This window comes from Streptomyces sp. WELS2, from assembly GCF_013870595.1.
Classification (GTDB): Bacteria; Actinomycetota; Actinomycetes; order Streptomycetales; family Streptomycetaceae; genus Streptomyces.
The window spans coordinates 1-12,507 of sequence record NZ_JACBWZ010000115.1; the positions used below are offsets into that span (position 1 = coordinate 1).

The following is a 12,507-nucleotide window of genomic DNA, read 5'->3' on the forward strand; positions in this document are numbered from 1 at the left end:
CCGGGCTCAGGGGCTGAGGCGCTCCACCGTCCAGGTCGCCGGCGAAGGCCGCGGCCATGCGCAGCCAGGGCGTGGCCTCCTCGTGACGGCCCTGCCGCTCCAGGGTGCGGCCCAGCATCAGATGGGCGTAGTGCTCCACCGGATCCCGGTCGATGATCCGCCGCAGTTGTTCCTCGGCCCGCCGCAGCTGTGCCGAGTGGTAGTAGGCGCGGGCCAGCAGCAGCCGGGGCCCGGTCTGCTCGGGGGCCTCCTCGACCACGGCGGTGAGCAGCTCGGCCGCCCGGGCGTAGTCCTTCGCGTCGAACAGCAGCAGGGCGCGTTCCCAGCGCTCGGCCGTGGTCTCCTCGCGCGGGGCGCCGGGGCCGTTGTCGAACAGGTGCAGGGCGCTCGCCCAGCGGTCCGGCGCGACCCCGCCCGTCGCCGGGTAGTCGTGGAAGGTGTCGCTCATGAGTCCTCCCTCGGTACTGAGCGGCCTGTTGATTGATACATCAACCAACTTCTGCCCGAACCGGTGCGGACCGACGGGTATTCCCGGACCCCCGGCCGACCGGCTCAGGCCCCTGGGTGCGGCCCGCCCCGTCCCGCGTCAGTCCTCGTACGGCTCGTAGTCGAACCAGTCGAAGTGGACGGTTCCCGTGGCGGCGTACAGGCCGATCACGCGGCCGGTGAAGCCGCCGGCGACCTCGGTGGACAGGTACCGGCCGTCGAGCCTGGCGAGTTCGGTGAAGGTGCCGTCCGTTTCCCGCACGCCGAGCGCGACGGTGTCGGGTCCGTCGCGCGGGTCGGTGACCTGCCGGGCGGGGGTCGTCTCGACGCCGAGCACCACCGGACCGCCGGCCGACGGGCGGGAGGCCACCACCGACCGCAGCGGGCCGATCCGGGCGATCACCCGTACCTCGTCCGCCGTGGCCTCGATCTCGTAGTGGTGCCGCTCGTCGAGGCGGACGGCCAGACCGCCGCTGCCCCCGGCCGGGTCGACCAGGGTCCGCGCACGGCAGGCCAGGTGCTGCTGGCGGCGTCCGACGAAGGTGACGTCGGTGTCGTCGAGCGAGGCCCCGCGGGCGCGCAGGCTCAGCCAGCCGGCGCGTTCCCCGGTGGTGCAGTCCTCCTCGTGCCGCAGGCGCGGCGAGATCCAGCCGGGGGCGAGGCCGCCGCTCCCGAAGTCGTCCCGGACCGGCACGGCGGCGGGCCGCTGGAGCGGCCACGGGAGCGGGGCCGGGGCGGCCGTGACCTCGCCGACGACCGGCCAGCCGTCGACCCAGGTCACCGGGGCCAGGAACGTCTCCCGGCCCAGCACGTGCCAGCCGGGTGTCCCGCCGTGTGGCCGGACGCCGAGGAACACCATCCACCAGGAACCGTCGGGTCCCTGGACCAGGTCTCCGTGGCCGGTGTTCTGGACGGGGTGGTCGGTGCCGCGATGGGTCAGCACGGGGTTGGCCGGGCAGGGCTCGAACGGGCCTTCGGGGCTGCGGCCACGGGCGACCGAGACGGCGTGGCACCGCTCGGTGCCGCCCTCGGCGATGAGCAGGTACCAGTACTCGCCGATGTGGTAAAGGTGCGGCGCCTCCGGGGCCTTGGCGCCGGGCGACCCGGACCACACGCGCCGCGGCTCGCCGAGGGTCTCCCCCGTGTGCGGGTCGATGCGGACCTGGCCGACTCCCGCCACGGTGCACCAGCAGGTGCCCTCGTCGTCCCAGGCGAGGTCCGGGTCGATGCCCCGCACCCCGGGCAGCCGGACCGGATCGGACCAGGGGCCGGCCGGGTCGGTGGCGGTGAACAGGAGGTTCCCGTCGCCGCTGACATTCGTCACGATCAGCCAGAAGCGGCCGTCGTGGTAGCGCAGCGTGGGGGCGTAGAGGCCGCCGGAGGAGCGGGAGCCGGGCGGCAGCCGCAGTTGCCCGGGCCGGTCCAGGGCGTTGCCGATCTGGGTCCAGTGCACCAGGTCGCGGCTGTGGAAGACGGGGATGCCGGGGTAGTACTCGAAGCTGGAGCAGGCGAGGTAGTAGTCCTCCCCGGCCCGGCAGACGCTCGGATCGGGGTGGAATCCCGGGATCACGGGGCTGCTGAGGCTGATGCCGCTCTCGGGCGCGCTCGGCACATCGAGTCCTTTCCGGGACGACCCGCACCTACGGCGGCGCCGATCGAAAGTTTCGCTCGAAGGTTCGAATGATTCCCGGCGAGGCTATCGACGGCCGTGGAAGCGGTCAACGGGTGCGCCCCGGCGCGATGGCCTTCGCGCGGGGCGGCCGTGGACCGGTTCGCGGACCGGGGTTTGCGCGATCTCGTTCCAGGAGCGCTCCCCCGCCGGGACCGGCGCGCAAACCCCGTACGGATCAAGGAGCTTGGCCCGTCCGCGTACGCCGCCCGGGCCCACGCCCCGTCATTAGGATTCCATGCATGGTCACAGCCCATCACGCAGTCCTCGAGCTCCTTGCCCGCTACGAACCGAAGAGCACCGCCGAACGCGCCGACGTGGAACGGGTGCGTGCCCTCGTCGCGTCGGGCGACCCGTGGCCCCGGTCGACTCCGCTGCACGTCACCGGGTCCGCGCTGATCGTGCACCCGGAGAGCGGCCGGGTGCTGCTGCGCTGGCACCAGCGCCACGAGTCGTGGCTGCTGGTCGGCGGGCACGCCGACCCGGACGAGTCCGACCCGCTCGCCATCGCCCTGCGGGAGGGCCGGGAGGAGACCGGGCTGACCGACCTCGCGCCCTGGCCGGACGCCGGGGTCCGGCACCTGGCCATCGTGCCGGTACCGGCCAACTCCCGGGAGCAGGCGCACGAACACGCCGACATCCGTTTCACCCTGGCCACCCGCGCCCCCGAGGCCGTCCGACCGGAGAACCCGCAGGCGCCGCTGCGCTGGCTGACACCGCGGGAGGCGCGCCGCGTGATCACCGAGGAGAACATCCGGGAAACCCTGTCCCGCGTGGAACCCCTGCTCGCCGGCTGACCGGCCGAGGAGCCAAAGCCCTGCCCGACGAGCCGTGTCACCACCCGAAAGGGTGAGGCCGGCCGGCCCCGCGCCCCTCCATCGGGTCCTCCCCCGGCATTCTCCGGACGCTGCGTGATCGTACGTCTACGGTACGCACATGCCGCGCGTGTGTGCCGCGGCCGCGTAAGGAGGGACCCTTTGGCATCGGTCTGCGACCCCAAGTACGCCCCCGCCGGTGACGTGGGCGGAGCACTCATGGTGATCGACTCCCGGCTCAAGTCCATCTACGACGGCGGGACCGGGATCGACCCCGAACAGCAGCGGTTGGCCGACCAGTTCACCGCGTCCCTGGGCCCGAGAGGGGCGCACGACCTGCTGGACGGCGCCTGCACGATCATCTACATGTTCACGACCTGGCTGCGGATGGCGTACGAGGATCACGACAAGGACGTCATCGAGTACGTGGTGCCGAGCCTGGTGGCCTCGATGCGCATGATGCCCAAGAGCATCCGTCCGGAGGCCATTCCGACCATGGCCGGGCTGGTCGTCTCGGCGGGCATGGGTCTGAGCCCCAGCCTGTGGCGCAAGCAGTACGGCAAGTGGACCAAGGAGGAGATGAACCCCCTGGAGGCCACCGCGTTCCTGCTCGCCGAGCACATCAACCGCCTCACCGACGACCGCGAGTTCGCCACCCGTCTCATCAGCAACGCGCTGTCCAAAGCGGAAGGCGCCTGAGACACGCGGGACATCACCGCCTCCGGGGCTCAACGCGCGGCTCCCCTACGGGAGTCGCGCACTTCACCGTGGACTCGCGCGGCCCGGCCGCGGCGAGCCTCTCCCCCACCGCGTTCAAAAAGGGACGTTTGTGCGAGCGCTGACGGTACACACGATGAGCTAACAGGCTTTACCCGACGAACGACGAAACGGAGGCCACCATGGGCATCCTCGCGTGGATCATCCTCGGCCTGCTCGCCGGCGCCATCGCCAAGGCCATCATGCCGGGCAAGGACCCCGGCGGCATCATCGTCACCATGCTCATCGGCGTGGCCGGCGGTCTGCTCGGGGGCTGGCTCGGCAAGGTGGTGTTCGGCGTCGACTCCGTCGACGGGTTCTTCGAGCTCTCCACCTGGATCGCCGCCATCGTCGGCTCCCTCATCCTGCTCGCCCTCTACCGCCTCTTCACCGGCTCCCGGCACTCGCACTCGCACCGTCACGCCTGACGCGTTGACGCCGACCGCGGGCCGGCCCGCGACGCGCCACCGGCGTCACGGTCTCGCGCAGGCCGGCTCACCGTCGTCGGCGGGAAGGCCCAGCCGACCGGCCACGGTGGTGAGAGACGTTCCCAGAGGGAGCCCGACCCGGGTGACCGCGTACCGGTCGCCCCGGGTCGGGTCTCTGTTCACGATCAGCACCGGCTTTCCCTCCTTGGCCGCCTGGCGGACGAACCGGAGCCCGGACATCACCGTCAGCGAGGAGCCCAGGACCAGCACCGAGGCCGCCTCCCGGACCAGCTCGCGACAGTGCTCGACCCGCCGGGGCGGCACCGCTTCGCCGAAGAACACCACGTCCGGTTTGAGGATGCCGCCGCAGAGCTCGCAGGGCAGCACGCGGAAGTCCCCGACCTGTTCGTCGGTGAGATCGGCGTCACCGTCCGGGTTGATGCCGGCGGCCACCGGCTCGAAGCCCGCGTTGGCCTCCTCCAGCCGCCGGGCGAGTTCCCGGCGCGCACTGCGGGCGCCACAGGACAGGCAGACGACCCGGTCCAGACTGCCGTGGAGTTCCACGACATCCTCGCTGCCGGCGGCCTGGTGCAGGCCGTCGACGTTCTGGGTGATCACCCCCGAGAGCAGCCCGTGCCGTCCGAACGCGGCCACGGCCCGGTGCCCGGCGTTCGGCTCGGCGCGCCCGAAGGTGCGCCAGCCGAGGTGGCCGCGTGCCCAGTACCGGCGCCGGGCCCGCGCGCTCGCGGTGAATTCCTGATACGTCATCGGGGTGTGCCGGCTCAGGCTGCCGCCCTCGCCCCGGTAGTCGGGGATGCCCGACTCCGTGGAGATCCCCGCCCCACTGAGCACCAGCACACCGCCGGTGCTCAGCGCCTCCACGACCGGTTCCAGGTCCGTGCCGCCCGGCAGCGGGACCTCGTCCTCGGCGGGCGACCAGTTCAGAGTGGGGCGCATACGCATACGGCAAGCGTACGGAACAGCGCCGCCCCGGCTCCGGGCGCCGAGCGCCGGCGGGGGCCGGGTCACGGCGCCTTCTGGGAAGCCGCGGCGTCGGGACGCAGGTCCGCCAGCGTCAGCCGGTGCGCCGGGGGCTCCGGCAGGATCACCTCGCGGGTGGTGTGCGGGCCGGCCCCGGCATGGAGCAGTTCGCCCGGTTCCATCAGGCGCCAGCCGGGATGGTCGTCCATGCGTTCGCTGGCGACGATCACGGCCGGCTGATCGGCCAGGGTCGCGGAGCGGACGCGCATACGGCCGTGGCTGCCGCTGTGGTCCAGGTGCCGGGAGCCGTGCTGTCCGCCCGCCGGGCGCTCGAGGACGTACAGCTCGTGGGTGTCGGGGTAGCGCAGGGCCCACAGCCCGCCGGAGGTGACGAGGACGAGGTTGAGGGCGTAGACGGGCAGCTGCCGGGCGATCCACCGGGCGGCGTCCCGGATGCCGGTGCCGGGGTCGCCGCCGTTGCGTCCGGTCTCCCGGGTGATCAGGGCGAAGAAGCGCTCGGAGTCCGTGTCGCCCCGGACCAGTGACCGGTCCTCGCCCAGGTGGTCGTCGAGCCGGTCGAGGCCCTCGATGACCCCGTTGTGCGCGAAGAGCCGTCCCTCCTGTGCGAAGGGGTGGGTGTTGCGGGCGTCCAGGCCGCCGGTGGAGGCGTAGCGCACGTGGGCGACGAAGGTGGCCGACTCCACCTGCCGGGCCTCCTCGGCGAAGGCCCGGTCCTCGTAGGCGGCGATGGGGGCTTTTTCCACGTGCGGGGTGCCGTCCGCCGCGAAGTAGCCGAGGCCGGTGCCGTCGGGGTCGCGACGGCTCTGCCGGCTGAGACTGTCGGGGGCGTCCAGCAGCCAGAACGTCGCGTGGGTGCGTCGTGGGGCGCTGCTGAGACCGAACAGGCGGCACATGGTCGTCCTCCTCGCTCGCCGGGCGGCCGGCCGCGCGCCGACGGCCTGTCCGGCGGTGGTGCGTGGTCAGTGGCGGCCCGGGCGCCGCGGGTTCTTCGTCTCCGCGCCGTGGGCGAAGCCGCCCGCGTCGTCGGCGTCGCGGTGCGGCTCGTGCTGCTTGCGCAGGCGGGGCAGCGCACGGCGCAGGTCCTGCAGGAGCAGGTCCGCCAGGTCGTGGCTGAAGCCGTTGCGGACCACCACGCGCAGGACGGCCAGATCGGTCCGGTGCTCGGGGAAGGTGTAGGCGGGCACCAGCCAGCCGCGTTCGCGCAGCGCGGCGGAGACGTCGAAGACGCTGAAGGCGTCGATTCCGTCACGCACCCGGAACGCGAAGACCGGGAGTTCACTGCCGTCGGTGATCAGCTCGAACGGGCCCAGCGCGGCGATCTCGGCGGCCAGCCGGGTGGCGACGTCGCGGCAGGTCTGCTGGACCCTCCGGTAACCCTCGAAGCCGAGGCGCAGGAAGTTGTAGTACTGGGCGACGACCTGGGCGCCGGGCCGGGAGAAGTTGAGCGCGAAGGTCGGCATGTCGCCGCCGAGGTAGTTGACGTGGAAGACGAGGTCGTCGGGAAGGGCGTCCCGGTCGCGCCACAACGCCCAGCCGACTCCGGGCATGACCAGGCCGTACTTGTGGCCGGAGGTGTTGATGGAGGCCACCCGGGGCAGCCGGAAGTCCCAGACGAGGTCGGGGTCCAGGAAGGGCGCGATCATCCCTCCGGACGCGGCGTCGACGTGGATGGGGATGTCGAGTCCGGTACGGCTTTCCAGGTCGTCCAGGGCCGCGGCGATGCCGGAGACGGGTTCGTAGCTGCCGTCGAAGGTGGAGCCGAGCACGGCGACGACACCGATGGTGTTCTCGTCGCACAGCTCGACCGCCTTGTCCGGCGTGAGGTGGTAGCGGTCGCCCTCCATCGGGACGTAGCGGGGTTCGACCTCGAAGTAGTCGGCGAACTTCTCCCAGCAGATCTGGACGTTGACGCCCATCACTAGGTTGGGCCGGCCGGTGGGCCTGCCCTCGGCGCGCCGCTTGTGCTGCCAGCGCCGTTTGAGTGCCAGCCCGCCCAGCATCGCCGCCTCGCTGGAACCGGTGGTCGAGCAGCCTGTCGCACGGCGCGGGTCCTCGGCGTGCCAGAGCCGGGCGAGCATGTGGACGCACCGGTTCTCGAGTTCCGCGGTCTGCGGATACTCGTCCTTGTCGATCATGTTCTTCTCGGCGCACTCCGCCATCAGGCGCCGGGCCTGGGGCTCTGCCCAGGTGGACACGAACGTCGCCAGGTTCTGCCGGGCGTTGCCGTCGAGCATCAGCTCGTCGTGGACCACCTGGTAGGCGGTGTCCGGCTCCATCCCGTGGTCCGGCAACGCGTACCGGGGCACTCGGACGGGCTCCCGGCTGAAGATCGGATTGATCTCCAGGTCCCGGCTCTCGCCGCGGTTGTCACGCTGCACCGTCATACGCGTTCGGTCCTCTCTGCCCTGGCCGGCGTGGCACTGTCCGGGGTTCCCCGCCCCCGCACCTGCGAACCCGGTCAAAAGGGAAGCATGCCCGAGGACCGGCCGCGTCACGGCAGGCGGTACGGCTGGACACGCGTCCGCGCCGGCGGCGTCGCACCGGGCCGGACGGCGCGGCGTACGATCGACCGGTCCCCGCCCCGCAAGGAGTACCCGTCCGATGCCCGCCGCCCTTCCCTCGCCCCGCCCCGCGACCGGGTTGCTGCGGGTGCGGCAGCACACCCGCGCCGAGGACGACGAACGGCTGCACAGCCTGCTGTGGCGGGCGGGCGCGGGCTGGCGGATGATCAGCAGCGCCGTGCTCGGCGGAGGGATCGGGGAACGCTCCTGGGTGCTCAACGCCCAGGTGTCCCACAGCTACCGGCGCACCGATCCGGACCGCCACCTCGCCGAACTGGCCCGCGCCGCGGGCGCCGACGGACCCGGAGTCGGGCTGATGACCGCCGCCGACGTCCGGGCGTACGGGCACGCGCGGGACGGCGGTGCGGAGGCGGTCGCCACGCCGGGGCTGGGGGGACGCGGCTGGGCCGCCTCCCCGGCGTAGGGCACGGCCGTGGCGGCGCGGCCCGGCACGGTCAACATCATCGTCGCGCTGCCGGTGGCGCTGACCGACGCCGCGCTGGTCAACGCCGTGGCCACCGCCACCGAAGCCAAGGTGCAGGCGCTGCTCGCGGCGGGCTACGACTGCTCCGGCACCCCCACGGACGCCGTGTGCGTGGCCGCCCGGTCCCCGCGCGCCGACGCCGAGGTCCACGCGTTCGCCGGCCCCCGCTCGCTGTGGGGCGCCCGCCTGGCCCGCGCGGTCCACCAGGCCGTGGGCACCGCCGCCCGGGGCGGTGGTGACGCGGAGGTGCCGACCCGGGAGCCGCTGCCGTCCGGCCCGGTGCGTGCGGAGGAACGCGTGTGAACCGGGTCGATCGCCTGGTCACGGAAACCGGTTGGAACGCCCGCCCCGGCGCACCCGACCGGTCGGAGGCGGAACAGACTGTGGGCTCCCCACTGCCGGCCGAACTCACGGAACCGCGCCGCCGCTTCGCCTTCGCAGGTCACAGCCGCCAGGGCCGATCGCCGGGGCGTCCGGCCGTGTCCGTCAGGCGGCCGAGGACCTGAGCCGCGCACCGAGCGACCGTGAGATCCCGCGTGCCGCGACCTGCACCAGCGGCACGAGGGCGTGCGGGTTCACGGCGTCGGCGTGGGCGACGACCGAGACGGCCGCGACGGCGCTGTTGTCCGGCCCGCGCACGGGGGCGGCGACCGACATGGCGTCCATCGTCACCTGCCGGTCGCTGATGGCGACTCCGGTACGGCGCACCTCGGCGAGAGCACGGCGCACCTCGTCCGGGGTGCACAGGGTTTTCTCCGTGTGCCGCGCGAACGGCCGGGAGAGCACCCGTTCCTGGACCTCCCGGGGTGCGTGGGCGAGCAGGACGAGGCCGACGCCGGTCGGCGCGAGGTCGAATCGCCCGCCGACACGGGTGAGGACCGGGACCGCGTCACGGCCGGCGAGGCGCTCCACGTAGACGACGGACAGTTCCTCCCGGACGGCGAGCTGCACGTTCTCGCGGGTGATGTGCGCGAGGTCGGAGAGGTACGGCAGGGCAGCCTCGCGCAGGCCCAGGCCCCGCGGGGCGAGCGAGGCGATTTCCCACAACCGCAGCCCGATGCGGTAGCCGCCGTCCGGCTCGCGTTCGAGCGCGCCCCAGCCGACCAGTTCTTTCACCAGCCGGTGAGTGGTGGTCAGGGGCAGACCGGTGTGGCGGGAGATCTCGGCGAGCCGCAGGACGGCCCGGTCCGGAGCGAAGGCTTCCAGCACCCGCAGCGCCCTGGCCGTCACCGAACAGCTGCCGGTCGGGGCTCGGCGCCGCATGCGGACCTCCTTGTTCGGGTGCGCGCCGCTCCACAGCGGACTCAGGCACGTCACCGAAAAGCTAGGCAGGGTCTTAACGGCCGTCAATGCTCTGGCGAATTTTCGGGCGAGGGTCGCTCGTCGACGACGGGCCCCACGCAAGACCTCCGGTAGGGCCACCCTCGCGGCATGCCCCGCGCGGCGCGGCCCGTCAGAGGTCCAGGACCAGCCTCGGGCACGCCGCCCGGGAGACGCAGATCATCATCGTGTCGTGCGCCTCCCGCTCGGCGGCGGTGAGGAGGGAGTCGCGGTGGTCGACCGTACCTTCGAGCACGGTCGTCTCGCAGGTGCCGCACGTGCCCTCCCGGCAGGAGGAGAGGACCCCGGCCCCGGCCTCCTCGACCGCCTCCAGCACGGACTTGTCCGGCGGGACGGTCACCGTGATGCCGCTCTGCGCCAGCTCGACCTCGAACTCCCCGTCCCGTACGGGCGCCTGCGGCTCCCCCGGTGTGAAGCGCTCGGCGTGGAGGGTGCCGGCCGGCCAGCCGGCGCACCGCTCCTCGACGGCCTTGAGCAGCGGTTCGGGTCCGCAGCAGTAGACATGCGTGCCGGGGCGCGGTGTCCCCAGGAGCGCGTCGAGGTCGAGGAGCCCGTACACGTCCTCGGGCCGGATGCGTACCCGGTCCCCGTACCGCGTGACCAGCGCGTCACGGAAGGCCATCGACGCGAGTGTCCGTCCTCCGTAGACCAACTCCCATGCGGCGCCCTGCCGTTCGGCCCGCTCCAGCATCGGGACGATCGGGGTGATGCCGATGCCGCCGGCGATGAAGAGGTACTTCTCGGCGCCCTCCAGGGGGAAGTGGTTGCGCGGACCGCGCACCCGCACCGGATCGCCCTCGGACAGCTTGTCGTGCACGTGGAGGGAACCGCCGCGGCCTTCCTCCTCCCGCAGGACGGCGACACGCCATACGTGGGCGTCCTCCGGCGAGGAGCACAGCGAGTACTGCCGTACGAGACCGGGGGCGAGCACCAGGTCGACGTGCGCGCCGGGCGTCCAGGCGGGGAGCGGCGCGTCGTCGGGCCGCCGCAGGTCGAGCGAGACCACACCGTCGGCCTCGTCCGTGCGACGGACCACGACGAGGTCGAGTCCGGCCTCGGGAGCGGTGGTGTTTCCGGGCATCAGGGGATTCCTTGAGTACGCGGGGACGTGCGTGCGGGCATGCGTGGGAGCACGTGCATACGGAGGAGTACGTGAATACGCGGGGTCAGGCGCCGACGAGGTGGCCGGGATCGGGGACGGGGGCGGCCCCTGGTCCCGGGTGCCCGTCGGGGTGGGCGAGCAGCCACTCCCACAGCTCCACCGGGTCCTCGGCCTCCCGGGACTCGCCGCACCAGCACCAGCCGCGCAGCCGGTCCGTGCCCGGGATCCACACGATCCGGTAAACCGTGTCCCCGTCGGGCATCGTCATCGGGCGCGGACTCATCGCGCGGCCGCCAGGGACTCGGTCGCGCCTGCCTCGACGAGCCGCTTGAGGATGCGGCGGGCGGCCAGGCCGCCGGTGTCGATGTTGATGCTGAGCTCCTGCGTCCCGGCCGGCTCGGCGGCGATGGCCTGTTCCAGCCTGTTCAGGGCGACGACGTCCTGGAGGACGACGGTGCGGTTGTTCTCGTACAGGAAGTCGGTGACCGACTGGTCGTCCAGGGCGAAGTCGCGGGCCACGGCCCAGAAGTCGTGGGTGCTCGTCTCGGTTTCGGGGGTGATGGCGTAGACGACCTCGACGTGGAAGGCGGCCGGGTCGCTGCCGTCCGCGCCCGGGTCGGGGGTGCCGACGGGGGCGACGCGCGAGTGCAGCAGGTACAGGCAGGGTGCGTGGTACTCGATGTCCTGCCAGCGCGTGATGCGGCCGTTGATGCCGGTGGACCTGGCGTAGAACGGCGGGCAGTCCGCGTCGTGCATGTGGCGGCTGACGTGGACGACGCCCGCCTTCTCGTCGACCTCGGTCGTGATGGGGGTCTCGGCGACCTCCGGGGTGCCGATGTAGCCGCCGTGCAGATACGTCTCGTGGGACAGGTCGAGCAGGTTGTCGACGAGGAGCCCGTAACGGGCCGCCAGCGGTTCCATGCCGCTGATGGTGGTGTAGCCGGGCGAGTCCAGCCACGGGGCTCGGGGGATGAGGGCCTCGTCGGCCTTTTCCTTGTCGCCGATCCACACCCACACGAAGGAGTCCTGCTCCTTGACGGGGTAGGAGGCGAGCCGGGCGGTGCGCGGCACACGCCTCTGGCCGGGCACCCGCACGCACACGCCGTCGGCTCCGTAGGTGAAGCCGTGGTAGCCGCAGACGACCGTGTCGCCGTCCAGCCGGCCCGGCTTCTCGGAGAGCGGGAAACGGCGGTGCACGCAGCGGTCGGCCATGGCGGTGACCTCGCCTGCTTCCGTACGCCAGAGAAGGATCGGCTCACCGCAGACGGTACGGGTGAACAACTCCCGCCCGATCTCGCTGCCGTAGGCGGCCACGTACCACTGGTTGCGCGCGAATGACGTCGTCGTCATCGTCATCTCCCTTGCGCGGGCGAACCCGGCGCGTCGACGGATTGCGGACTGGGGCTGGGACCTCGGGTTGTGCGCTTCGGATGGGCGATCACGCATCGGAGGCTTACGAGTGCGGACGCCACTCCCCCGGAGACCGGAGGGGGCGCCGTGGCTTTCCAGAGTGCTGCGGACACGGATCTGTGAACAGGCCGCCTTCCACTGACCGGAAGGCGGAGGCCGGCTCCGTTCGATCGTCTACGTTGAAATCGCGGACACGCCGGCGGAACCGCTGGACGGGGCACGGGCGCGCGCGGAGCCGTGTTCACCCGGACCGTCATGAGCCCTCAGTGGTCTCTGCGTTCCACGAGCGGAGCCCGGCCGAGCCTGGTCGTGGCGCTCGACGGCAGGGTGTGGCAGGCCCCCGCCGGCAGCGAACCGGTCGAGGTCGGCTCCGGTGACATCGCCGTCCTGCGCGGTCCCGACCCGTACACCGCCGGCGAGGACCTCGCGTCGCCGCCCCGGCAGGTCATCACC

At 72.5% G+C, this 12,507-nt stretch carries 12 protein-coding genes and 2 pseudogenes; 5 read left to right on the forward strand and 9 right to left on the reverse strand.

Annotation, left to right across the window (positions count from 1 at the left end; genetic code table 11):
- Both H5J33_RS10230 and H5J33_RS10235 read right to left on the reverse strand, forming a co-directional pair.
- Positions 1-448: tetratricopeptide repeat protein (locus H5J33_RS10230; protein ID WP_181794574.1), on the reverse strand; the 448-nt coding region annotated here is incomplete at its 3' end.
- A gap of 138 nt (positions 449-586) precedes the next feature.
- Positions 587-2,098 (reverse strand): glycoside hydrolase family 43 protein, encoded by a 1,512-nt coding sequence (locus H5J33_RS10235; protein ID WP_181794575.1) that lies wholly within the window; start codon positions 2,096-2,098, stop codon positions 587-589.
- Between the two features lie 299 nt (positions 2,099-2,397).
- Here H5J33_RS10235 and H5J33_RS10240 point away from each other — a divergent pair, with 299 nt between their 5' ends.
- The 3 genes from H5J33_RS10240 (at position 2,398) to H5J33_RS10250 (ending at position 4,154) form a co-directional block, all read left to right on the forward strand.
- Positions 2,398-2,952, forward strand: a complete 555-nt coding sequence (locus H5J33_RS10240; protein WP_181794576.1) for an NUDIX hydrolase — start codon at positions 2,398-2,400, stop codon at positions 2,950-2,952.
- 180 nt (positions 2,953-3,132) lie between these two features.
- A complete protein-coding gene (locus tag H5J33_RS10245) occupies positions 3,133-3,669 on the forward strand; it encodes a hypothetical protein (RefSeq protein WP_181794577.1) in 537 nt (178 codons plus the stop codon).
- Positions 3,670-3,869: 200 nt separating this feature from the next.
- Positions 3,870-4,154, forward strand: a complete 285-nt coding sequence (locus tag H5J33_RS10250; protein ID WP_181794578.1) for a GlsB/YeaQ/YmgE family stress response membrane protein — start codon at positions 3,870-3,872, stop codon at positions 4,152-4,154.
- 45 nt (positions 4,155-4,199) lie between these two features.
- Here the strand turns inward: H5J33_RS10250 and H5J33_RS10255 are convergent, their stop codons facing one another.
- The 3 genes from H5J33_RS10255 to H5J33_RS10265 all read right to left on the reverse strand — a co-directional run bounded on the left by H5J33_RS10255 (position 4,200) and on the right by H5J33_RS10265 (position 7,540).
- The gene (locus tag H5J33_RS10255) at positions 4,200-5,117 is read right to left on the reverse strand and encodes an NAD-dependent protein deacetylase (protein WP_181794579.1); all 918 of its coding nucleotides are present in this window, start codon (positions 5,115-5,117) and stop codon (positions 4,200-4,202) included.
- A 62-nt stretch (positions 5,118-5,179) separates the two neighbouring features.
- Positions 5,180-6,049: a class II glutamine amidotransferase gene (locus tag H5J33_RS10260; RefSeq protein WP_181794580.1), complete on the reverse strand. Its 870-nt coding sequence runs from the start codon at positions 6,047-6,049 to the stop codon at positions 5,180-5,182.
- 66 nt (positions 6,050-6,115) lie between these two features.
- A complete protein-coding gene (locus H5J33_RS10265) occupies positions 6,116-7,540 on the reverse strand; it encodes a glutamate decarboxylase (protein ID WP_181794581.1) in 1,425 nt (474 codons plus the stop codon).
- Between the two features lie 217 nt (positions 7,541-7,757).
- Here H5J33_RS10265 and H5J33_RS37345 point away from each other — a divergent pair.
- Positions 7,758-8,504: pseudogene (locus H5J33_RS37345) on the forward strand (adenosylcobinamide amidohydrolase).
- A gap of 183 nt (positions 8,505-8,687) precedes the next feature.
- On the opposite strand, the gene H5J33_RS10280 reads toward H5J33_RS37345, so the two are convergent.
- The 4 genes from H5J33_RS10280 to H5J33_RS10295 form a co-directional block, all read right to left on the reverse strand.
- Complete coding sequence (locus H5J33_RS10280) at positions 8,688-9,464, reverse strand: IclR family transcriptional regulator (RefSeq protein WP_181794584.1); 777 nt, start codon at positions 9,462-9,464, stop codon at positions 8,688-8,690.
- A 190-nt stretch (positions 9,465-9,654) separates the two neighbouring features.
- Positions 9,655-10,623, reverse strand: a complete 969-nt coding sequence (locus H5J33_RS10285) for a PDR/VanB family oxidoreductase (protein WP_181794585.1) — start codon at positions 10,621-10,623, stop codon at positions 9,655-9,657.
- Positions 10,624-10,708: 85 nt separating this feature from the next.
- Positions 10,709-10,912 carry a hypothetical protein gene (locus H5J33_RS10290; protein ID WP_220212172.1) on the reverse strand — a complete coding sequence of 68 codons (204 nt, stop codon included), beginning with the start codon at positions 10,910-10,912 and terminating at the stop codon, positions 10,709-10,711.
- An 11-nt stretch (positions 10,913-10,923) separates the two neighbouring features.
- Entirely contained in the window at positions 10,924-11,994 is a 1,071-nt protein-coding gene (locus tag H5J33_RS10295) for an aromatic ring-hydroxylating dioxygenase subunit alpha (protein WP_181794587.1), read from the reverse strand.
- Positions 11,995-12,285: 291 nt separating this feature from the next.
- Here H5J33_RS10295 and H5J33_RS10300 point away from each other — a divergent pair.
- Positions 12,286-12,507, forward strand: a pseudogene (locus H5J33_RS10300) (cupin domain-containing protein); the annotation flags it as partial.

Coding starts and splice junctions, on each gene's coding strand:
- H5J33_RS10240 (WP_181794576.1), top strand. CDS start 2,398: ATGGTCACAGCCCATCACGCAGTCCTCGAGCTCCTTGCCCGCTACGAA.
- H5J33_RS10250 (WP_181794578.1), top strand. CDS start 3,870: ATGGGCATCCTCGCGTGGATCATCCTCGGCCTGCTCGCCGGCGCCATC.
- H5J33_RS10255 (WP_181794579.1), bottom strand. CDS start 5,117: ATGCGTATGCGCCCCACTCTGAACTGGTCGCCCGCCGAGGACGAGGTC.
- H5J33_RS10260 (WP_181794580.1), bottom strand. CDS start 6,049: ATGTGCCGCCTGTTCGGTCTCAGCAGCGCCCCACGACGCACCCACGCG.
- H5J33_RS10265 (WP_181794581.1), bottom strand. CDS start 7,540: ATGACGGTGCAGCGTGACAACCGCGGCGAGAGCCGGGACCTGGAGATC.
- H5J33_RS10280 (WP_181794584.1), bottom strand. CDS start 9,464: ATGCGGCGCCGAGCCCCGACCGGCAGCTGTTCGGTGACGGCCAGGGCG.
- H5J33_RS10285 (WP_181794585.1), bottom strand. CDS start 10,623: ATGCCCGGAAACACCACCGCTCCCGAGGCCGGACTCGACCTCGTCGTG.
- H5J33_RS10290 (WP_220212172.1), bottom strand. CDS start 10,912: ATGACGATGCCCGACGGGGACACGGTTTACCGGATCGTGTGGATCCCG.
- H5J33_RS10295 (WP_181794587.1), bottom strand. CDS start 11,994: ATGACGACGACGTCATTCGCGCGCAACCAGTGGTACGTGGCCGCCTAC.